We start from the raw sequence: 20,840 nt of genomic DNA, 5'->3' as shown, positions 1-20,840 counted from the left end.
TGTGGGAACGAGCGCTACAGGTCGCCCTTGCGCTGCAGGTAGCGCATGGCACCCCAGCCGATCGGGATGCGGGCCCAGTAGGTCGCGACACGGAACAGGATCGTGGCCGAGGTGGCGATCGCTGGCGGGATCCCCGCGGCGGTCAGGCCGGCGGTCAGGGCGATCTCGATCGTGCCCAGGCCGCCGGGAGTCGGGACCGCCGCGCCTGCCGCGTTGCCGACGAGGTAGATCACGGCCACGTCGACGAGCGCGAGCTCCTGGCCGAACGCCGCGAGGGCCGCGTCGAACGCGAGCACGTAGCCGAGCGTCATGACGATGTTCCCGCCGAAGCCGAGGGCCAGCCGGCCCGGCTGGCTCAGCATCTCGGACAGGCGCGGCCACACCTGCTGCACGGTCGGCCGGATCTTCGCGAGCACCCAGCGCCGCACGGCGGGGACGAGCAGCGTCGCGATCACCGCGAGGGCCACCCCGGTGATGGCGAGCAGGACGGTCGTCGACGGCAGGCTGATGAGCCCGCCCGAGCGGGTCGTCATCGACAGGACGACGAGCAGCAGGATCGTGATGACGAACTGGGAGACCTGCACGAGGGCGACCGTCGCGACGGCCATGGGGGCCGAGACACCGCGCTTGGTCAGCATGCGCAGGTTGAGCGCCGCGGGCCCGATCCCGGCGGGGGCCGCGAGGGCCACGAACGACCCGGCCATCTGGGTCAGGGTCGCCCGGATCATGGGCAGCTTCACGGGCGAGAACGCCACGAACGTCAGGGCCGCGCCGAACCAGGTGAGGATGCCCAGCGCGAACGAGATGACCGCCCACCACGGGTTCGCCTGGGAGACGGCCTCGGTGATCTGCTGGAAGTTCATGGTCGTGACGACCACGGTCACCGCGACGATCGTCAGGGTCAGCGTGATGATCGTCCGGGCCCCGAAGCGCGTGATGCGCTGGGGCTCGACGTCGGTCTCGGGCAGGCGCTCGACGAGCGCCGCGCGCAGGTCCTTGAAGAGCGCCTTGTTGGCGCGCATCTCCTCGCGCGTGCTCACGGGCAGCGCGATCGACTGGAGCAGCGGCCCGATCGCCGCGATGTCCTCGTTGGGCAGCACGCTCACGGCGGAGGCCACGGCCCGTTCGGCACCCACGCGCAGCGCGAGGAGGGCGACCATCTGCGTGAGGTCCATGCGGCGCGACAGCTCGGACGACGCGATGTCTCCCTGCTCCCAGCCGGTCAGCCAGACCTTGACCTCGGAGTCGTCCGGGCCGCTCCGGGGGCTCAGGTCGACGGTCGCGGACCCGGTGCCCGGACCCGTTCCGGCAGGGTGCGTCGCGGCCCCGCCCGGTTCGCCACGGCTCACGAGCATGACGTCCGAGGTCAGGGCGCGGTGCGAGAGCCCGGCGTCGTGCGCGAGCTGGATCTGGTGCCAGGCCTCGGTGAGGACGGCGTCGGTGACCTCGTCGTCGGGCAGGTCGCGCAGCGAGACCGCACCCACCGCGTGCTCCTGGACCAGGATCATCGAGTCGTCGGACTCGGCCACGCCGAGCAGGCGCGGCGTGCGGACGCCCGCGGCGCGGGCCGCGTAGGCGAGGAGCGCGGTGCGCTCCGCGACGGCCTTGAGCGAGATCGCCGCGCGGCCCTCGATGCCGCGCAGCCGGAGGGAGCGCCAGAGCCGGGTGAGGAAGCCGACGACCTGCCGGTCGCCGTCGAGCACGACGACGTCGCGGCGCACCCCGTCCTCGGTGAACATCGCGTAGACGCGGTTGTCCCCCGAGCGGGTGAGGGCGATCGCGGCGGGGTCGGAGGGAGCCTCGGCCGGCTCCCGGACTCCTTCGCCGAGGGCGCCCGAGAGGTGGTCGCCCGTGATCCGCGCGTCGGCGGTCAGCGCGGAGTCCTCGTCGGACCCGGCGACGCGGACCACGCCGACGTGCACCTCGGCCGTGATCTCGCCGTCGGCGTTGACCTCGGTGATGGGGTCGTCGGCCGCCTCGGCGAGCTCGGCGGGCTGGGACACGTCGCGGACGCGGACGAGGGCGGTGGGCGAGTAGCCGGCCCGGCGGACGCCGTCGACGAGGTGCGGCCCGTAGGCGCGCTCGCTGCGGACGCCCGAGACCCAGCGGACCGTGTTGCCGGCGATGCGGCCGAGCAGGAGCGTGATGATCGCCCCGGGGAGCGAGACCTGGGCCGTGATGAGGACGACGCCGAGCGCGATGAACAGCAGGTTCCAGGACCAGGCGACCGTCCGGCGCCGGGTGCGCGGGCCTGCTGCGGTGAGCAGCCCGCTGATCGCGGCGACGTAGCCGGGGATGCTGAGGTGCCACTCGCCCCGGATCCGGACCGAGAGGCCTTGGATGAGGTCGTCGGAGCCGAACGTCATGACCGAGAACGTGACGGCGATGCCCAGGATCATGCCCAGCGCGGCCGCGGCGATCGACTCGACGACCTGCCGCCCGAGCTTGCGGATCCCCAGCTCGATCAGGACCGCCGTGGGGATCGCGAGCGTCACGAGACCTTCGAGGACCGCGACGGGGATGAAGAGGATCCTCGCGAGGAGGTCGGAGAATCCCTGGACGTCCTCGGCGACGCCCGCGGTGGTGCCGTGCGCGTACACGGACATGAACAGGACGAGCGCGACGCCCAGCGCGCACAGCACGATCCCCACGAGGTCGCTGGGATGGCGGACGCGAGCCTCGGGGGTGTCGACGACCATGACGGTCGGGTCGGTGCCGTCGCCCACCGGGCGAGGGGTCGCGAGGAACGAGCGGAACGAGCGGGGGTCCGGGGCGGGGGGCTCGCCGGAGCGTGACCCGACCTCGTGCACCCGCGGGCGCGGCTCGGCCGTCGCCGGAGGACCGGCCGGGTCGTGAGCGCGCGCAGACATGCTTGCGAGTCTAGGGCTGAGGGTCCCGGGAGGCGCGGTATTACGCCACTTTCGGTCGGGTGATTTGCCCGCTTGCTCCCGGTGTCCAGGCGGCTTCGACGCGCGAGTGTGACCAACGTCCAGCACGATGAAGGAAGGCAGCGCTCCCACGTGACCTGCGACGACGACGCACGCGGACGTCCGCGCTCAGGTGGACGGCGCACGACGCGAACGGTGGTGGGCTCGTGGTCCGCAGCAGGGGCAGGGTGAGCGGCAGCGACGTGCACGAGCCGCCCAACGCGTTCAAGAACGTCTGGTGGCTCCCGGTGGTGCGCGGCGTGCTCCTGGTGGTCCTGGGGCTGCTGCTCATGATCCAGCCGCTCGAGGCGCTCGAGACGCTGCGCTGGGTGTTCGGGATCTTCCTCGTCGCGGACGCGGCCCTCGTCGCGGCCCAGGGGCTGGCCCACCGCAAGCAGGTGGGCTGGCGGTGGTGGCTCGCGCAGGCGGTCGTCGACGTGCTCTTCGGGGTCGCGATCATGTTCTGGCCCGACCTCAGCTCGACCGCGCTCTACTACGTCCTGGTCGTATGGGTCCTGGTCCTGGGGATCACGGCGGTCGTGGGGGCGGCGGGGCTGGTGCGCAACCGCGACCTGGGGTGGCCGTGGATGCTCACGGTGGGCATCGTGTCGGCGCTGTTCGGCCTGCTCCTCGTCACGCGTCCGGTGGACTCGGGCGACGTCCTGAGCCTCACGGTCGTCGTGTTCGGGTTGTACGCGTTCGTCGCGGGGGCGATCCACGTGGTCTCGGGCTTCGGGGTCCGTTCGGTCGCGCGCGAGCTCGCGGAGCTGCGTGCGCGGGCGGTCGCGGCCGGGGTGGTGGTCACGGGCGGGTCGGTCCTGGGGGCCGGGCCGTCGGCCCCGGTGGTCGCGGAGGCGGCAGCAGCGCCTGCCCCGGTCCCGGGTGCGCCCTCCGGCCCGACGGCGGAGCTCGCCCCGGGCGGGGACGTCGCGGGCGAGGTGGCCGGGGCGGGCGACACGCCGACCGGCGACCCGCTCCCGGCGGGCGACCCGGACGAGGGGACCTGGCCGCGCGAGCCGGGCTCCGGCGTCGGGCGGGGGACGGCCGACCGCTGAGCGGATGGGGATGACAGCGCTGCCACCACGACGCGCCGCGCCGCGAAACGGCCGTGACGCACCGGAACGTACTCCTGGGTAACTTCACCCGTGTGATCTGTCTCACCATGTGGAGGGTGGGGTTACGACCGGGTAACAACATGACCGGAACCGCGCCGTCTCGCCCTTTCGGGGTGCTTGACCGAAACAACTGTGTGTTAGACATCACGCACCTTGGTCACAGCGCCAGGTCGTGGGAGCGCCACCGCGCACCCACCTGACGACCCCGAAGAAGAGGTGTGACGGATGACGACCGTTTCCAGGAAGCGGCTCCTCGCCGCAACGGCGGGCATCGCCGTCGTGACGCTCACGCTCACGGCGTGCGGCAGCGGCGGGAACGACGACGGCGGCGGCGGCGCGAGCGCCGGCGGCGCGCTGACCATCGGCACGACCGACAAGGTCACGACCCTCGACCCGGCGGGCTCCTACGACAACGGGTCCTTCGCGGTCATGAACCAGGTGTTCCCGTTCCTCCTGAACACCCCCTACGGCAGCCCCGACGTCGAGCCCGACATCGCGGAGTCCGCCGAGTTCACCGGTCCCACCGAGTACACCGTGAAGCTCAAGCCGGGACTCAAGTTCGCCAACGGCAACGACCTCACGTCCTCCGACGTGAAGTTCACGTTCGACCGGCAGGTCGCGATCAACGACGAGAACGGCCCCGCCTCGCTGCTCTACAACCTGGCCGGCGTCGCCGCGCCCGACGACACGACCGTCGTCTTCACGCTCACGTCGCCCGACGACCAGGTCTTCCCGCAGATCCTGTCGAGCCCGGCCGGCCCCATCGTCGACGAGGAGGTGTTCGCGGCCGACGCGCTGACGCCGGACGCCGACATCGTCGCGGGCAAGGCGTTCGCCGGTCAGTACTCGATCGCGAAGTACGACTTCAACAACCTCATCTCCTACGAGGCCAACCCCGACTACCAGGGCGTGCTCGGCAAGGCCGCGACCGCCAAGGTGAACACCAAGTACTACGCCGACGCGTCGAACCTGAAGCTGGACATCCAGGAGGGCAACATCGACGTCGCCTTCCGCAGCCTGTCCGCGACCGACATCGACGACCTGCGGGGCAACGACAAGGTCAAGGTCGTCGACGGCCCGGGCGGCGAGATCCGCTACATCACGTTCAACTTCGACTCCCAGCCCTACGGCGCCAAGGCCGAGGGCGCCGACCCGGCCAAGGCCCTCGCCGTGCGCCAGGCCGTCGCCGACCTGATCGACCGCGAGGCCATCGCGAGCCAGGTCTACAAGGGCACCTACACGCCGCTGTACTCGTACGTCCCCGCGGGCCTGACCGGAGCGGTCGAGCCGCTCAAGGAGCTCTACGGCGACGGCCAGGGCGGACCCGACGCCGACAAGGCCAAGGCAGCCCTCGAGGCCGCCGGGGTCACGGTCCCCGTCGTGCTCGACCTGCAGTACAGCAACGACCACTACGGCCCGTCCTCGGGTGAGGAGTACGCGCTCATCAAGGACCAGCTCGAGGAGAGCGGCCTGTTCACGGTCAACCTGCAGACGACCGAGTGGGTCCAGTACGCCAAGGACCGCACCGCCGACGTCTACCCCGCGTACCAGCTCGGCTGGTTCCCGGACTACTCCGACGCCGACAACTACCTCACGCCGTTCTTCCTCCAGGAGAACTTCCTCGCGAACCACTACGACGACCAGGAGGTCAACGACCTGATCCTCCAGCAGGCCGCCACGCCCGACCCGGCGGCCCGCACGTCCCTCATCGAGGAGATCCAGGCCAAGGTCGCCGAGGACCTCTCGACCGTCCCGTACCTCCAGGGCGCGCAGGTCGCGGTCGTGGGCACCGGCGTCGAGGGGACCGAGAAGACGCTCGACGCGTCCTTCAAGTTCCGCTACGGAGCGCTCTCGAAGGGCTGACCCCCCAGGCGCTCGGGGTGGTCCGGCCGATGACGTCCTGACCACCCCGAGCCCCGCCGGCTCGGGTCGCCCGAGCCCGCGCAGCAGCACCGCAGGCCACCGAGCAGCGCGGCTCGGACCACGACGAACGGACGACATGACCACGACGACCGACCAGGTGACCACGGCCGACCCGCCGGGCACCGGGACCTCCCGCTCCACACCCCCGCGGAAGAAGACGTCCGGAGGAGGTGGGCTGGGACGGTACGTCCTGGTCCGGTTCCTCCTCATCATCCCGACCGTCTTCATCCTCGTGACGACCGTGTTCGTCGTCATGCGCTCGACCGGCGACCCCATCACGGCGGCGCTCGGCGGGCGCCTGCGAGCGGACCAGCTCGCCGAGCGCATCCACGAGGCCGGCTACGACCGCCCGATCATCGTCCAGTACCTCGAGTACCTGGGCGGGATCGTGCGCGGCGACTTCGGCACCACGATCAGCGACAACCGCCCGGTGTCCGAGGTCCTGACGACCTACGGCGCCGCGACGCTCGAGCTCGCGGTCTACGCCCTGATCATCGCGTTCCTGGTCGGCGTGCCCCTCGGGCTCCTCGCCGCGCACCACCGCGACCGGATCCCCGACGCGTTCCTGCGGGTCTTCGCGATCCTCTGCTACGCGACGCCCGTGTTCTTCGCGGGCCTCCTGCTCAAGCTGGTCTTCTCGGTCGGCCTCGGATGGTTCCCCGTCGCGGGGCGCGCGTCCACGGGGGCCGAGCTGCAGATGATGGCCCTGCCCGACCCGTCGGGCTTCTACGTCGTCGACGCGATCCGCACGGGCGACCCCGCGGTCCTGGGCGACGTGCTGATGCACGCGGTCCTGCCGGGGGTGGCCCTGGGCCTGCTGACCGCGGGGGTGTTCCTGCGGCTCGTGCGCACCAACGTCATCGGGACCCTCGCGACCGACTACGTCGACGCGGCCCGCTCGCGCGGAGTGTCCGAGCACCGGCTGGTGCGCACGCACGCGTGGCGGCCCGCGCTGATCCCGATCATCACGGTCATGGGCATGCAGATCGCGCTGCTCCTGGCCGGGGCGGTCCTGACCGAGACGACGTTCGAGTGGAAGGGCCTCGGGTTCATGCTCGCGCAGTACCTGCAGGCCCGGGACTTCGTCGCGGTCCAGGGGATCGTCGTCCTGCTGGCCGTGATCGTCGCGGTCACGAACTTCCTCGTGGACGTCCTCGCGGCGCTCATCGACCCGAGGGTGAGGTACTGACATGGCACGCCGACTCTCCTGGGGCCGTCTGCCCGTGGTCCACCAGCTCCGTCAGAGCGTGGGCCTCCAGCGCGGCATGCTCGTCGCGGGCCTCGTCATCACGGCGCTCTTCCTGCTCACGGCGCTGGCCGCGCCCTGGCTCGCACCGTACGGGTTCAGCCAGCTGCGCAGCGGCGACGTGCTGTTCGGGGCGCAGCAGCCGCCGTCGGCCGCGCACCTGCTCGGCACGACCGTCGGCGGGTACGACGTCCTGTCCCGCGTGATCTGGGGAGCGCGCACCGCGGCCCTCGTGATCGTGGTCGCGATCGCGGCGTCGATCGTGATCGGCGTCCTGCTGGGCCTGGTCTCGGGGTACTTCGGGGGCTGGCTCGACCGCGTGCTCGTGGTCCTGTGCGACGCCGTCTACGCGTTCCCGTCGCTGCTCCTCGCGATCCTCCTCGCGATCGTCATCAGCGGCGGGCAGTCCGACCTGTGGGGCGGCATCCTGGCGGCCGCGTTCTCGATCACCGTGGTCTTCATCCCGCAGTACTTCCGCGTGATCCGCGCGGAGACCGTGCGGATCAAGGCCGAGGCGTTCATCGACTCGGCACGCGTCATCGGCACGTCGCACCGTCGCATCATGGGGCGGCACGTGCTGCGCAACGCGACGCGCACGCTCCCGCTCATCGTAACGCTCAACGCGTCCGAGGCGATCCTCACGCTCGCGGGGCTCGGGTTCCTGGGCTTCGGCATCGAGCCGACGGCCGCGGCCGAGTGGGGCTACGACCTCAACAAGTCGCTGTCCGACGTCACGAGCGGCATCTGGTGGACCGCGCTGTTCCCGGGTCTCGCGATCGTGCTCGCGGTCCTGGGCATCACGCTCGTGGGCGAGAGCCTCAACGACCTGGCCGACCCCCGCCTGCGCAGCCGTCGGGCGGCCGCGGTCGGGGCGGGCGAGGTCGCGGAGACGTCGGTCGTGCCGGGCGGCACGCTCGGCGCCGGCCCCGCGGGGCTGGGCGGGTTGGAAGGTTCGGGGACGCTGGGCGACGAGGGAATCGAGGTGCGCCCGTGAGCGCGCAGGCAACAACCACCGGCCCGACGGCGTCGCGCGCCTCGGGTGCGGTCGTCACCGTCCGGGATCTCACGGTCTCGTTCGCGACCGACGCCGGGCCGATCCTCGCGGTCGACGGGGTGGACCTCGAGGTCGCCCCGGGCGAGGTGCTCGCGGTCGTGGGCGAGAGCGGCAGCGGGAAGACCGTGACCGCCAAGACGATCCTCGGCCTGCTGCCGGAGACCGCGACGGCGAGGGGCGCCGTCGTGCTGGCGAACAAGGCGGGGACGAGCGAGTCCGACGTCGTCGCGCTGAGCCGGTCCCAGCTGCGGGCCGTGCGCGGCACGGACGTCGCGATGGTCTTCCAGGAGCCGTCGGCCGCGCTCAACCCGGTCTTCACCGTGGGGTGGCAGATCGTCGAGGGGCTGCGCGCGCACCGGCGCGTAGGACGCGCGGAAGGGCGCAGGCAGGCGATCGACGTGCTGCGTCGGGTCGGCATCCCCGACCCCGAGACGGCTGTGGACAAGTACCCGCACCAGTTCTCGGGCGGGCAGAAGCAGCGCGTCGTCATCGCGATGGCGCTCGCCCTCGACCCCGGGCTGATCGTCGCCGACGAGCCGACGACCGCGCTCGACGTGACCGTGCAGGCCGAGATCCTGGACCTGCTGCGGCGCTGCCGCGACGAGTTCGGGACCGCGATCGTGCTCATCACGCACAACATGGGTGTGGTCGCGGACCTCGCGGACCGCGTGGCCGTGATGTACCAGGGCAAGGTCGTCGAGCAGGCGGACGTCCGGTCGCTGTTCGAGGACCCGCAGGCCGAGTACACGCGGACGCTGCTCGAGGCCGTGCCGCGCGTCGGCGGCGGGGTGGTCAACGCGGCCGCGCGGGTCGAGGCCCGCGCCGACGGCTGGGCCGAGGGTGCGCCCGTGGTCGTGGCCGAAGGGCTGCGGATCGAGTACCCGGGCCGCTTCCGCAAGCCCGCCTTCGTGGCCGTCGACGGGGTGGACCTGTCGATCCGACCCGGCGAGGTGCTGGGGCTCGTGGGGGAGTCGGGCTCGGGCAAGACGACCATCGGCCGCGCGATCGGCGGGCTCACGCCCGTGACAGGAGGGTCGCTGTCGGTGCTGGGCGTCGAGATGCTGGGCGCACGCGAGCGCGACGTGCGGCCCGTGCGGCCGCGCATCGGGTTCGTGTTCCAGGACCCCGCGTCGAGCTTCAACCCGCTGCTCACGATCGCCGAGTGCGTGGCCGAGCCCCTCGTGGTGCACGGGCGGGCGGCGGACGCGGGCGACGCGCGCGATCGGGTCGACGAGCTGCTCGAGTCGGTCCAGCTCCCGCGCTCGTACGGTGACCGGTACCCGCACGAGCTGAGCGGCGGGCAGCGTCAGCGTGCGAGCCTCGCACGGGCGCTCGCCCTCGACCCCGAGCTCCTGGTCGCGGACGAGCCCACGTCGGCGCTCGACGTGTCCGTCCAGGCGCGCGTGCTCGACCTGTTCGCCGAGCTCCAGCGAGACCTCGGGTTCGCGTGCCTGTTCATCAGCCACGACCTCGCGGTCGTGGACCTGCTCGCCGACCGGATCGCGGTGCTCTACCGGGGCAGGCTCGTCGAGGAGGGCACGTCGGCCCAGGTGCTGGGCGCGCCGCAGCACACGTACACCAAGCAGCTCCTGGCGTCGCTGCCCGTGCCGGACCCGGTGCTCCAGGCCGCGCGCCGGGAGGAGCTCCGGGCGTTGCGGGTCTGAGGGTCCGGCCTGCCCGTGCCGGGCCGCTGAGTGCGGAGCAGCTGCTGCCGAACGGCGGTTCTGACGACACCTGCTCCGCTCTCAGCGACGTGCGGCGGGGACTGAGTTTCGGCTAGCCGACGCCGAGCGCCTCGAGCCACTCGCGCGGCAGCAGCGCGTAGCCCACGAACGCGACCACGTCGAGGATCGTGTGGGCGATCACGAGCGGCACGACCCGGTGCCGCCCCCATCTGCTCGTGTAGAACCACGAGAAGACGACGCCCATGACCACGTTCCCGACGAACGGGCCGATGCCCTGGTACAGGTGGTACGAGCCGCGGAGCAGCGAGCTCCACACGACGAACTTCACGCGTCCCCAGCCCAGGTCCTTGGTGCGCTCGAACAGGTAGGAGACCGCGACGACCTCTTCGAGCAGGCCGTTCTGGAGGGCCGCGAGGATCAGGATCGGCACGGTCCACCAGTAGTCCGCGAGGTTGGCGGGGTTGACCTCGACCGTGATCCCCAGGGCGCGCCCGGCGACGTACAGTCCCAGGCCAGGGATGCCGATGACCGCGGCGAGCGCGAACCCCCACCCGGTGTCGCGCCACGGGCGGCTGCCGTCGAGCCCGATCGCCTTCGTGACCGACCGCCCGCGCGCCGAGAGCAGGTACAGCGCGAGCGCGACCGGGATGAGAGCGAACCCGATGCTGAGGATCTGATAGGTCAGGTCGAGGTACGGGCGGGGCGACTGACTGTTGTTGAGGCTCGTGCTCTGCTCCGCGAGCGGGGTGCCCTCGGTCAGGCGCGCGACGATGTTGACGATCGCGTACACCCCCGACCGGCCGAGGCTCAGGCCCAGCAGGATCCAGATCTCGGCCCCGATGCGGCGGCGGGTCTCGGGGTGGTCGGCCGTCGTCGGCGCCCAGCGGGAGCGCTTGCCGGTCTCGGAGTGAGTGCCGGGAGGAGTGGTCACCTGGCCGTTATAGCACCCACCGAGAGGGAGCGCTGCGCGGTCTTCACACAATCCTCGTCGGTTGGTCAACAGGTGTCCGGGGGGCGTGCAGACGGGCTTCCTACCCTGGAAGGACCGTGACTTCGAACAGACCCCCCTCCATCAGCCCGACCGCCCGAGACGCCCCCGCACCGGGCGCCGCCGACGACGACCTCGACGAGAAGCCGCCAGGTCTCTCCGTCACGCAGGTCGTCGCGAGCGCGCTCGCTGCCGTGAGCTCGACGGTCCTGCTGTCGTACCTGGGTGTGGCCGGGACGATCATCGGTGCGGGCGTGGCGTCGATCCTGACGGTCGTCGGCAACAACCTCTACACGCGCTCGATCCTCAAGACGCGCCGCCAGATGAAGGCCGCGATGAAGGCCGGCGTGGTGCTGCCCGTGGGCAAGAACGGCCGCAAGGTCCTGCTGCCGACGCTCGCGGGGTCGCACTCGGCGAGCGGCGAGAGCTCCGGCGACACCACGGCGAGCACAGCGGTGCTGCCCGCGGCCGGCGCGGACGGGCAGGCTGCGGACACCGCGGTCCTCTCGGCCGACGACCTGGGCGGCACGCGCCTCGACGACCTGCGCACCTCGGCCATGGACGGGCCCGACGACGGCACGGACGGTCCGCAGGACGACGGCACCTCGGGCGACACCCCGGACGGCGACGGCACGACGTCCCGCCGCCCGAGCCGCAAGACGCTGATCCTCTCGGCCGTCGGGGTGTTCCTGGTGCTGATCGTGGGCGTGACGCTCGTCGAGGTCGTCGCCGGTCGCCCGCTGAGCGAGATCCTGCGCGGCGAGGAAGGCTCGGGCACGTCGATCAGCCACGTCGTCTCTCGTGAGCCCGCGTCGACCGGGGACCCGGGCGGCACGACCGGCACGACCGGCGACACGACGACCGACTCCCCGGCAACGGGCACCACGCCTAGCCCGGCCCCGAGCGAGGTCCCGACCCCGGCGCCGACCGACCCGCCGACCACGGTCCCCGAGCCCGAGCCGACCACGCCGGTCACCCCGGCACCGGACCCGACGCCCGGGACCGGCGGGGACACGGGCGGGACCGGCGGCTCGGGCTCGGGAGGTACCGACCTCGAACAGCAGCCCGGAACGGGAACCGGTAGCGGGGCGGGTGCGGAGAACGCTCCTAGTACCTCCGGCTCCGCGCCAACGGCTTAGGCGCCCCGTCCGTCACCGACCGCGTAGGACCCCGCCCGCACGAAGCACGTTGCGTTCGGTCGCCCGCAGGATCCGCTCGGCCGCCGCGGCGTCGACCCGCGCGAGGTCGACGATCAGGGAGAGGTCCAGGGCCCCCGGCGCGTCGAGGACGTGCAGGACGAGAGTGGCACCGCCCTGTTTCTCGGGCACGTCTCCCCAGGCCAGGCGGTGGTGACGGGTGGGGCGTGCACGGACGGCCTGGTCCGGGCCGGTGCCGCGCCGGTCGTTGTACCAGCACGTGCCGTCGTACCGCGCGGTCGGGTCGAGCGCCACGTCCTGGAGAAGCCGGTCCTTGTCGTAGTAGGCAGACCGGTACGCGGTCATCGACGCCTTCCACACGCGGCGCACGACGGTGTCGAACGGTGCGTCCAGACCGTCGACGTACAGGAGCCCTTCCATCGCGACGGGCGACACGGCACCGGCAAGACCAGGGACGAACCGGTTGTTCACCATGACCTGCACGACGCAGTCGTCTCGGGTGGCGGCCTCGGCGATCGCTGCGCAGGATGCCGCCAGGAGGATCGTCGAGGAGGACACCCCCAGCCGGTCGACCGCCCGGTCCAGCGAGCTCGTCGTACGGCGCCCGCGGAGGACGGCCTGCCGGTAGCCGGGGGACGCGGTGGCCGGGAACATGACGGTCGGCGCACTGCGCATCAGCGCGATCGTGCGTGACCTGGCGGCCTCGTCACGGCGGCGGCCACCTTCGCTCGCCTGGTCGGCGGCCTCTGCCAACGGTTGCAGGGCCGACCGGGACGTGACGAGCTCCGCCGGTGAGGCTCCCTGCGCGAGCGCGGCAAGGTCGGTGCCGAGCTGCGGCAGTCCCCACCCGTCGACCGCGGTGTGCGACATGGCGAGCACGAGGTGGCGCACGAGCCCGCCGGACGTGACGAGCCCGACGCGGGCCGGCCATTCGTCCCCGTAGTCGAACGGGTCCGCGAGGAGCTCGGTGCGAAGCCGCTGGGCGGCTTCCTCGGCCGCGTCCTCGGGATCGTCCGCCGTGCCCGGGAGCGCCACGACGTCCTCCACGACCGTGATCTCCCCGTCGGCGTGGACCGTCTGCTCGTACCCGCCGTCTCGCTCCCGCAGGAGCGTCCGCAGCGACTCGTGGCTCCAGAAGAGGTCGCCGACGACGCGTAGCACGACGTCGACGGGGACCGGCTCGTCGAGCCGGCTGCTCCACTGGATGTTGAACTGGTCGTCGTGCGGGGCGAGAGCGGCCAGAGCGCGGCGGATCGCCGTCTGACCCCAGGTCGTGGGTCCGACGCCGGACGTGGCGCCGGCGAACGACGCCGTGCGCAGGCGGCGGGCGACGGGCGGGGTCTTCACTTCGTGCGTCATCGTGCTCCTCGTCCTGCGGGCCAGAGCCAGTCGATCGTGCGGAAGGTTCGTGGTGTCTCGCCAGGGACGGCGAGTGCCCCGACGTGTCCGTCGGGGACGTCCAGGTCGGAGAGCCACCAGGTGTGACCTGCCCAGCGACCGGTGTCGCACGTCACGACGCCCGGGCGCCGGGTGTCCAGGTCGAGCAGGTCGAGCAGCCGTCCGCCGACGGCCTTGGCGCACGCCTCCTTGCGGGCCAGGGCCTGGAAGACGGCCTGGCGGGAGTCCGTTGCGCCGGGCGAGGGCGTCGTGCCGGGGAAGAAGCGTCGGGCGAGCCGGCCCGTGTCCACCCGGGGGTCGAGCACCTGCACGTCCACCCCGACGTCGACCGACGTGCTCACCGCGACGGCCGCGCGTTCACCGCTGTGGCTGAGGTTCCAGCGGACCCGCCCGCGGTCGAGCGGGCCGGGCTTCCCGTGCGGGCCCAGGTCCCAGGCGAGCACCTCCGGGGCCGTGCCGAGGTAGGAGGCCAGGACCTGCCGGGTGGCCGCGTGGGACAGGACGAAGCGTCGCACGTCGTCGTGCGTCGCCAGACGGTGGGCGCGGGCGCGCTCGCGGGCGTCGAGGACCGCGCCCAGCGGCCCGCCGAGCATCCCGTCCGGCTCTGCGGGGGCCGTGAGGCCGGTCTGCTGCGGAGACAGGTCCACCAGCCAGACGTCGATCCCGGCGCTCACGCGCTGATGCCTGCGACGTCCGCCGCCCGTGCCCCACCGACGACGACGTCCAGGCCGTCCGGCGCCGGGCTGGCTCGGACGGTCCTCAGGTCGAGCGTGCTGTGCGCCACGCCGGGGACCGCGCCTCGTCCCACCGAGAGGACCGTGGCTCCGGCCTCGTGAGCGGCGGCGGCCCCCGCACCGGAGTCCTCGAGCACGAGGCACGTCTGCGAGGGGTGGCCGAGGAGCGCCGCACCCCGCAGGAAGCCTTCGGGATCCGGCTTGCCGTGCTCCACGTCCTCCGAGCAGACGAGGTGGCGAGGCCGGGGAAGCCCGGCCGCGTCGAGGCGTGCGAGCGCGACCTCGCGGGCCGCCGAGGTGACGATCGCCCACGAGCCCGGTGGCAGCCCGTCGAGGAGGTCGGCCGCCCCGGGGACCGCGAGGATCCCGACCGTGTCGTCGCACGAGAGTCGGTGCAACCAGTCGACCTCGCGTTCCGCGTCGAGCCAGGGGGCGAGGAACGGGATCAGCTCGGCGTCGCGGCGACCGTGCGAGGCCGCGATGACGTGCTGGGCCGGAAGGCCGACGCGCGCGGCCCACAGCTCGGTGTGTCGCTCGATCGTGGGGAGCGAGTCGACCAGGGTGCCGTCGAGATCGAAGAGCAGGGCGCGGCCCGACCACACCCACGCGGCGGCCTCGCGGGTGCTGGGTGCCTGGCGGCCCGGGCTCGGTACGAGGTTCACAGGAGCCTCGCCGCCTCCGTGAGGCGGAGCTCACGACAGGTGCGCGCGAGATGGTCCAGCGCACCCGCCCCGAGACCAGCGGCGACGTGCGGCACCCCGAGGACGTTGCCGGCGGATCCCGGTCGCCCGGAGGACACCGGAAGGATTCCGGGACTCGCGTCGCGGAAGGCTGCCGAACCGTCCCACCACGCCCGTTCGGCACGAGCCAGCTCGGGCAGGGCAGCCAGTACCTCGTCGGGCGACGGGTAGCCGTCGGTGGAGGGCAGGAGGCCGGTCAGATGGACCGCGCGGGTCCGATAGCGCGCCGCCCCGTGACGGGTCAGGGCGAGGAACCCGCGGATGCTGGGTTCCTCGCAGGCCAGCATCTGCAGGTGGGCGCGGCCGGGCCCACCTGCAGATGCCCCCGCGAGGGTGGCGCCGCCGGACCCGTTGGAGGCCGAGCCGTACCGGACGGCACCACCCGCACCGTGCCTGGCGGTGAGCCTGCCGAGGACCTGTTCGCCGCGCGTCCCGCACCAGGGGCAGGTCAGCAGCTCGACGTCGGTGGGTGGCGGCGCGGCAGCCCCGCCGGTCAAGGTACGAGCCTCCCTCAGCACCAGCTCTGCGGCGGCCTCGGTCACAGGTCCTGTCGGGACGGCACCGGGGGAGGCGTCGGCCTGTGCACGTGCGGCACGCACCGAGCCCCCCGCAGCGAGCGCACCGGCGTCCAGCGCTGACAGGCCGAACCCGACGAGCGCCTCGAGGACGCTGCCGCCCTGGTCGCTCGCCGATGCCTCGACGCGCTCAGGGAGGCCGACGACCGTCCGCTCGTCCGGGCGGGCAAGGCCCGACAGGACCCAGGTGCGGATCGCCGCGTCCCGTTCGGCGTGCCCCGGGAGTGCTGCACCCGGGGCAGGTCCGACGGCACTCGGTGCGCCGCCGGGCCACGCCGTGTGGGAGGCGTCGAAGCCGAGCAGGAACGCCGCCGCCCCGACCTCGGTGCGCAGCCTGCCCGGGAGGTGTGCAGCACCGGAGGGCACGGGCAGGTCCGCGACCGCCGACGCGACGACCTGGGGATCCGCGCCGAGCCACCACGACCAGTCGGCCCAGTCCCACCCGAAGGGGTGCTCCAGGGGTTCGCCGACGTGCGGCCGCAGCACCCGGACGGTGCACCGGGAGTCGCGCAGCTCGACCGCCACCGGGCTCCGGGCCTGGGACCGTCGCGCGGGGAAGGCGTCCACGCCGGGCGTCGACCACCGGTCCACCGGCAGGACGCGCGCACCCGCCGGCACCGTCGCGTGCCGCGGGCCGTGCGCCGCGTTGCCTGCGAGGCTCGGGCCGTTGCCGTGCTCGAGGAGGTGCGGCACCGTGGCGACGACCGGATGGCCTTCCTTGGCGCAGAACGTGACGACGGCCTCGTCGTCGTCCCGGTAGTCGTCCGGGAACGTCGCGAGGTGCTCGGCGAGCCGCCTGGCTGCGTCGGCGGGCAGGACGAGGCCCAGCGTCGGGACCCACTCGTGGTGACCGAGCGGTGCCCACACCTGACCCGAGACCGCGGCAGACCGGACGAGGTACGCGTTGTGCGGGCTGTTCCAGTTCGTGTACAGAGCCAGAGCGTGGCGGTCGCGGTTCCGTACGGCGTGGTGCAGATGCTCGGCGAAGTCGGCCACCGGGGTGACGTCGTCCTGCAGCACCAGGTGGTGCGTCGCCCCGGGGGCGATCGCCGCCCACGCGACCTTGGCGGTGCGCAGCGGGCTCGGCGGCCCCGAGGGGTCCGGGTCCTCCACGACACGCACGTCCAGGGGGCGGCAGGCGTCCACCAACGCATCCACCGGGCCCCGGGCAGGGTGGTGCATGACGACCGCGCTGATGACCGGTCCCGTGGCGCGCGCGGTCATCGGTCGATGCCCGACTCGATCGTGCGGTCGACGTCGGTGGGCTCCACCTCGGCGCCCGCCGGGGAGGCGGGGACCTCCGCGGCCTTCCTGCGCACGAGGTGGGACGTGAGCGGCAGGACGACGAGGACACCGACCGCGTTCGAGCACGCGATCACCAGGTACAGGGCCTCGGGCCCGCCGCCCTGCCGGGCGAGGATCCCCCCGATGCCGAGCGACACGGCGGCGTAGGCGACGTTGAGCGCGACCGCGACCGGTCCGTGCCCGAGCTGTTCCAGGAGGGTGAGAAGGAAGAGCACGATGCCGAGGCCCGCGAGCGAGGGGCCGACGACGCGCAGGTACAGCTCGGTCTCCTCGACGACCCTCGGGTCCGCCGCCATGAGGCGAGCCACGAGCGGGGCCGTGAGGAACGCGAGGAGCCCCGTCGTCACGTAGACGCCGACGACGATCGTCGTCCCGACGCGCAGCGTGCGCGGCAGGAGCCCGAGGTCGCCCATGCCCCACTGCTGGTTCATCACGACCCCCACGGCGGCCGCGAGCCCGATGGCCGGGACGATGAGCACGGTCTGGACGGTCGCCGCCGCGCCGTAGCCGGCGACGACCGACGACCCGGAGGACGACAGGATCCAGACGGTGACGAAGTTCGTCACGGTCAGCAGGAGGTACGACAGACCCACCGGCACGCCGATCCCCAGGAGGAGACCACGCACGTCCACGCCGGAGCTCGTAGGACCGGGCTCTCCCGTCTCGCCGGCGGTCACGCCCGTCGGCGAGGCAGGGCGAGGTCCGCGGGCCAGTCCTTCGCGCAGCAGGAGGATCGACGCGGCCGCCGTGCCGATCACCGCGGAAGCCGCCGTGGCGAGGGGGACGGACATCACCCCGAGGCCGCCGACCTCGCCCACGAGCCAGACCCCACCCACCTGGATCACGGCCGCGAGCACCGACAGGATGGCGGACAGCCCGGGTCGACCCCAGCCGCGCAGGGCGGCGGCGGCGATCGTCGTCGGCACGGTCAGGGCGCTCGCGACCGCCATCCAGCGGGCGAACTCGACGAACTGCGCCCTCTGTTCTGCGGGGACGTCGAGCAGCGACGCCAGCCAGGGAGCGGTGACGGCGATGACGAGGGCGGTCACGGCGAAGACCAGCGCCCCGGTCCGGACGAACGCCCCGAGGGTGCGCCGCGTCCGTGCCACGTCCTGCGCCCCGCGAAGGCGGGCGAACCCGACCTGGGTCGAGATGTCGAGACCTTCCTGCAGGGCGAGCACCAGGAACGCGACGGGGATGAACACGCTGCGGACGTAGAGGGCGTCGTCGCCCATGTGCCCCAGGAGCGCCGCGATGACGGACTGTGCAGCCGCCCCGACGACGAGGGCCGCGCAGATCGGCAGCGCGAGCCCGAGGATCCGGCGGCGCAGCACGGCCCGGGCCGGTGCTTCAGGAGATCGCGACATCGAGCGTCCTGCCCTGGAGGTAGCCCCGTGCGACCGTGAGGCGCTGGATGGTCGTCGTGCCCTCCATGAGCTCGAGCCCCCGGACGTCCCGGATCAGCTTGTCGAGGAGGGGGTGCTCCCAGCGGCTTCCCGCCCCGAAGAAGGCTGGTGCCGCAGCGGTGAGGTCGTCTGCCAGGGTGATGGCCGCCGCCTTGGCGAGGGCCGACAGGGTGCCGTCCGTCGGGTCCTGGTCTGCCGCGGCCGCAGCCGACCGGACCATCGTGCGTGTGGCGTGCAGCCGGTCGGCGAACCGGTCGAGGCTCGCCCGCTCGTGGACGCGCAGCGTGCGCCGGTTGTCGACGACGTAGTCGTGGGCAGCCTGGGCCACGCCCAGACCGAGAGCCCCGACGACAGGACGCAGGCGGGTGAAGGTCCGCACGGCCCCGAGCAGGCCGCGACGTGTCGGTGACAGGTGTCGGCCCAGGACGTCCGCGGGCTCGACGACGACGTCGCGCAAGCGGATCTCGCTGAGCTCGACTCCGCGGAGTCCGAGCGTCGTCAACGGCGTCGCGTCGAGACCGGGCCGGGTCGCGTCGACCAGGTAGACGCCGACGCCCAGCGGACCCGGCCGGTGGCGGGCGAAGAGGACCCCCGTCGACGCCCGGGCGGCGTTGCCGACGTACTTCTTGGTGCCCTGCAGGAGGCCACCACCCACACCGTCGCCGCTGAGGCTCGCAGTCATGGCGCCGGCGTCCGAGCCGCGGTCCGGCTCGGTGAGCGCGAAGAACGTCCAGGTCGGGGTGCCGGCGACGACAGAATAGAAGCGGTCGCGCTGCTCGTCGTCTCCGAGGTCGTCGACGAGGACGCCGGACATCGACGGCCCGTGCGCGCCCACGACGACGGAAGCGTCGCCCCAGGCCAGCGTCTCGGACGCGACCGCGCGGGCCAGGCAGGTCCGGATGTGCAGCGGCTCTCCGTCGACGCGCAGCGGGTCGTCGACGTACTCGGGCGGCAGACCCGAGAGCTGCCGGAACGGAACCTCGCCGGAACCGAGCAGAGAGTGCAGGGACGTAGGGTCGGCATCGATGGCAAGGGCGTGGCGACGCAGCACCTCGGCATGGGGGCGGAGCGCCGCCTGGAGCGCGTCGGTGTTCATGAGGCCTTTCCGTCGTGCGCGGTCGGTTCCGGAGCGTGGGGCAAGGTCCCGCTCGCGTGCCCGAGCAGCTCGGCCACGCGCGCGAGACGACCCGGCGTGTCGTCGAGGTAGCCCGAGGCGCCGAACAGGTTGAGCACGGTGCGGCCCGAGTCGTCGAGCGCGGCCGTCACGGTGCCGAGGGTTGTCGCGGGCAGCCCGTCCTCGGCCGTCGAGAGCAGCGCCCTCGACGTGAGGTGAGCCAGGACCGCGTCGGCGATCGCCAGGCGGACGGGCGGCAGGTCGATCGTGGGGGACCCGGCGACCGTCCGGCCTCGCAGCCGGTCGCACGCCGTCTCGAGAAGCCGTTCGGCCAGCCCGAGGCGGACCGCCGCGACGCCGGTCCGCCATGCGAGGTCGGCGGCGGCGGACCGAGGATCGACCGCCGTGCCGTCGGGTGGGACGTGCCACACGGTGAGCGGGACCTCGGGTGTGGGGACGTCCGCGGTGCGGAGCGCGCCGTCGGGCGGGGTGAGGCCCGCAGGAAGCAGGACGTAGCCGCCGGGCACGCAGGCGAGGGGCACGACGCTCGCGAGGGCCGTCAGCGCGGCGGCCGCACCTCGCGTGCGGGCGACCGCGCGGACGTCCTCGAGCGCACCGACGAGGGAGGGGGTGGTGGTGGTCATCAGGCCGCTCCGACGGTCTCGAGGGTGGGGGTGCCCGTCGGGGCGTCGGTGACCGGGCCGAGCCGGAGCTCGGAGCGGTAGCGCAGGTCCAGGTCCTCGTCGGCGACGAGCAGGGCCCGCTGGTCGACCGCCGCGTCACCCGTCAGGCGAGCGAGGACCTCCCACACGCCCGTCGAGTACGCCTCGGGGTCCGCGAGGTGGGAGCCGTCGGGGTGCGGTCGGCCGTCGGCGTCGAGCAGCACCACGAGCGAGCCCGCGCCAGGGTGCGTGGCGGGGACCCGACGCACGACCAGGTCGCCGACCGTCCGCCCCAGGGGCCCGTGGTCGGCGACGACGACGACGACCCGGTCGCGCCCGGGACGCCGCGAGCCGTCGGTCGGCAGCGTGCACTGCTCGAGCGCCACGACGACGGCCCGTCCCCCGGTGCCCAGGAGCTGTTCGTGGGCAAGGCGCAGCGCGGTGAACGGGCCCGCCGAGCCCTGGTCGGTGACTGCGAACGCGAACGGCACGTCCCCGAAGAGGTGCGCCACGAACCCGCCCAGCAGCCGTTCGTGCTGGAGGTCCGGTACCGCGACCGCGAGGACGACGACGCGGACGTCGTCGAGCGCTCCCGCTTCCCCGAGGGCGCGGTGCGCCGCCCGGACCATGGTCGGGTAGTCGAGGCCGGTGCCCTCGTCGAGCCACCGGTCCCCGGCGTCGTCGCCGTAGACCCAGCGAAGGGACTCGCCGGGCATCGACGCCCCGCTGTCGGGCAGCACGTCGGCCAACGGGACGTCGAGGACCAGCGGAATCCTCAGCGGCGCGCCCGCAACCGTCGTCGGTCGCACGG

16 protein-coding genes are annotated in these 20,840 nt (G+C 73.0%); 6 read left to right on the top strand and 10 right to left on the bottom strand.

Annotated elements, in window-relative coordinates:
- Positions 1-14: 14 nt before the first annotated feature.
- Positions 15-2,870 carry a lysylphosphatidylglycerol synthase transmembrane domain-containing protein gene (locus H9652_RS17135; RefSeq protein ID WP_191797643.1) on the bottom strand — a complete coding sequence of 952 codons (2,856 nt, stop codon included), beginning with the start codon at positions 2,868-2,870 and terminating at the stop codon, positions 15-17.
- Positions 2,871-3,115: 245 nt separating this feature from the next.
- Between H9652_RS17135 and H9652_RS17130 the strand changes: the two genes are divergently transcribed.
- The 5 genes from H9652_RS17130 to H9652_RS17110 all read left to right on the top strand — a co-directional run bounded on the left by H9652_RS17130 (position 3,116) and on the right by H9652_RS17110 (position 9,929).
- Positions 3,116-3,982 (top strand): HdeD family acid-resistance protein, encoded by an 867-nt coding sequence (locus tag H9652_RS17130; protein ID WP_191797641.1) that lies wholly within the window; start codon positions 3,116-3,118, stop codon positions 3,980-3,982.
- 285 nt (positions 3,983-4,267) lie between these two features.
- Positions 4,268-5,905 carry an ABC transporter substrate-binding protein gene (locus H9652_RS17125; protein ID WP_191797639.1) on the top strand — a complete coding sequence of 546 codons (1,638 nt, stop codon included), beginning with the start codon at positions 4,268-4,270 and terminating at the stop codon, positions 5,903-5,905.
- 136 nt (positions 5,906-6,041) lie between these two features.
- A complete protein-coding gene (locus H9652_RS17120; RefSeq protein ID WP_191797637.1) occupies positions 6,042-7,154 on the top strand; it encodes an ABC transporter permease in 1,113 nt (370 codons plus the stop codon).
- Position 7,155: 1 nt separating this feature from the next.
- Positions 7,156-8,205 (top strand): ABC transporter permease, encoded by a 1,050-nt coding sequence (locus H9652_RS17115; protein WP_191797635.1) that lies wholly within the window; start codon positions 7,156-7,158, stop codon positions 8,203-8,205.
- Positions 8,202-9,929 (top strand): dipeptide ABC transporter ATP-binding protein, encoded by a 1,728-nt coding sequence (locus H9652_RS17110; protein ID WP_191797633.1) that lies wholly within the window; start codon positions 8,202-8,204, stop codon positions 9,927-9,929. The genes H9652_RS17115 and H9652_RS17110 overlap by 4 nt, the downstream gene beginning before the upstream one ends.
- Positions 9,930-10,041: 112 nt before the next feature.
- Here the strand turns inward: H9652_RS17110 and H9652_RS17105 are convergent, their stop codons facing one another.
- Positions 10,042-10,881, bottom strand: a complete 840-nt coding sequence (locus tag H9652_RS17105; RefSeq protein WP_404822057.1) for a CPBP family intramembrane glutamic endopeptidase — start codon at positions 10,879-10,881, stop codon at positions 10,042-10,044.
- 116 nt (positions 10,882-10,997) lie between these two features.
- Here H9652_RS17105 and H9652_RS17100 point away from each other — a divergent pair, with 116 nt between their 5' ends.
- Entirely contained in the window at positions 10,998-12,077 is a 1,080-nt protein-coding gene (locus H9652_RS17100) for a hypothetical protein (RefSeq protein WP_191797631.1), read from the top strand.
- Positions 12,078-12,089: 12 nt separating this feature from the next.
- On the opposite strand, the gene H9652_RS17095 is transcribed toward H9652_RS17100, so the two are convergent.
- The 8 genes from H9652_RS17095 to H9652_RS17060 are packed head-to-tail and all read right to left on the bottom strand — an operon-like array spanning position 12,090 to position 20,838.
- Positions 12,090-13,454, bottom strand: a complete 1,365-nt coding sequence (locus tag H9652_RS17095; RefSeq protein ID WP_191797629.1) for a condensation domain-containing protein — start codon at positions 13,452-13,454, stop codon at positions 12,090-12,092.
- A complete protein-coding gene (locus H9652_RS17090; RefSeq protein ID WP_191797627.1) occupies positions 13,451-14,167 on the bottom strand; it encodes a 4'-phosphopantetheinyl transferase family protein in 717 nt (238 codons plus the stop codon). Before H9652_RS17090 ends, H9652_RS17095 begins: the two co-directional genes overlap by 4 nt.
- On the bottom strand, positions 14,164-14,889 hold the full coding sequence (locus H9652_RS17085; protein WP_318244238.1) for an HAD-IA family hydrolase: 726 nt from the start codon (positions 14,887-14,889) through the stop codon (positions 14,164-14,166). The genes H9652_RS17090 and H9652_RS17085 overlap by 4 nt, the downstream gene beginning before the upstream one ends.
- Positions 14,886-16,766, bottom strand: coding sequence for a hypothetical protein (locus tag H9652_RS17080; RefSeq protein WP_191797625.1), 1,881 nt, complete (start codon positions 16,764-16,766; stop codon positions 14,886-14,888). The genes H9652_RS17085 and H9652_RS17080 overlap by 4 nt, the downstream gene beginning before the upstream one ends.
- Positions 16,763-18,214 (bottom strand): MATE family efflux transporter, encoded by a 1,452-nt coding sequence (locus tag H9652_RS17075; protein ID WP_191797623.1) that lies wholly within the window; start codon positions 18,212-18,214, stop codon positions 16,763-16,765. The genes H9652_RS17080 and H9652_RS17075 overlap by 4 nt, the downstream gene beginning before the upstream one ends.
- The gene (locus H9652_RS17070; RefSeq protein WP_191797621.1) at positions 18,198-19,349 is read right to left on the bottom strand and encodes an acyl-CoA dehydrogenase family protein; all 1,152 of its coding nucleotides are present in this window, start codon (positions 19,347-19,349) and stop codon (positions 18,198-18,200) included. Before H9652_RS17070 ends, H9652_RS17075 begins: the two co-directional genes overlap by 17 nt.
- Entirely contained in the window at positions 19,346-20,011 is a 666-nt protein-coding gene (locus H9652_RS17065) for an acyl-CoA dehydrogenase family protein (RefSeq protein ID WP_191797619.1), read from the bottom strand. The genes H9652_RS17070 and H9652_RS17065 overlap by 4 nt, the downstream gene beginning before the upstream one ends.
- Positions 20,011-20,838 carry a hypothetical protein gene (locus H9652_RS17060; RefSeq protein WP_191797617.1) on the bottom strand — a complete coding sequence of 276 codons (828 nt, stop codon included), beginning with the start codon at positions 20,836-20,838 and terminating at the stop codon, positions 20,011-20,013. The genes H9652_RS17065 and H9652_RS17060 overlap by 1 nt, the downstream gene beginning before the upstream one ends.
- Positions 20,839-20,840 lie beyond the last annotated feature (2 nt).

The organism is Oerskovia rustica, from assembly GCF_014836555.1.
GTDB classification, from domain to species: domain Bacteria; phylum Actinomycetota; class Actinomycetes; order Actinomycetales; family Cellulomonadaceae; genus Oerskovia; species Oerskovia rustica.
Note: the sequence above shows the minus strand (reverse complement) of the source record. Positions and strands in the feature narration are given on the sequence as shown.

What these genes read in the sequence shown, in the direction of transcription:
- H9652_RS17070 (WP_191797621.1), bottom strand. Translation starts at nt 19,349, where the DNA reads ATGAACACCGACGCGCTCCAGGCGGCGCTCCGCCCCCATGCCGAGGTG.
- H9652_RS17075 (WP_191797623.1), bottom strand. Translation starts at nt 18,214, where the DNA reads ATGTCGCGATCTCCTGAAGCACCGGCCCGGGCCGTGCTGCGCCGCCGG.
- H9652_RS17080 (WP_191797625.1), bottom strand. Translation starts at nt 16,766, where the DNA reads ATGACCGCGCGCGCCACGGGACCGGTCATCAGCGCGGTCGTCATGCAC.
- H9652_RS17135 (WP_191797643.1), bottom strand. Translation starts at nt 2,870, where the DNA reads ATGTCTGCGCGCGCTCACGACCCGGCCGGTCCTCCGGCGACGGCCGAG.
- H9652_RS17095 (WP_191797629.1), bottom strand. Translation starts at nt 13,454, where the DNA reads ATGACGCACGAAGTGAAGACCCCGCCCGTCGCCCGCCGCCTGCGCACG.
- H9652_RS17120 (WP_191797637.1), top strand. Translation starts at nt 6,042, where the DNA reads ATGACCACGACGACCGACCAGGTGACCACGGCCGACCCGCCGGGCACC.
- H9652_RS17065 (WP_191797619.1), bottom strand. Translation starts at nt 20,011, where the DNA reads ATGACCACCACCACCCCCTCCCTCGTCGGTGCGCTCGAGGACGTCCGC.
- H9652_RS17115 (WP_191797635.1), top strand. Translation starts at nt 7,156, where the DNA reads ATGGCACGCCGACTCTCCTGGGGCCGTCTGCCCGTGGTCCACCAGCTC.
- H9652_RS17125 (WP_191797639.1), top strand. Translation starts at nt 4,268, where the DNA reads ATGACGACCGTTTCCAGGAAGCGGCTCCTCGCCGCAACGGCGGGCATC.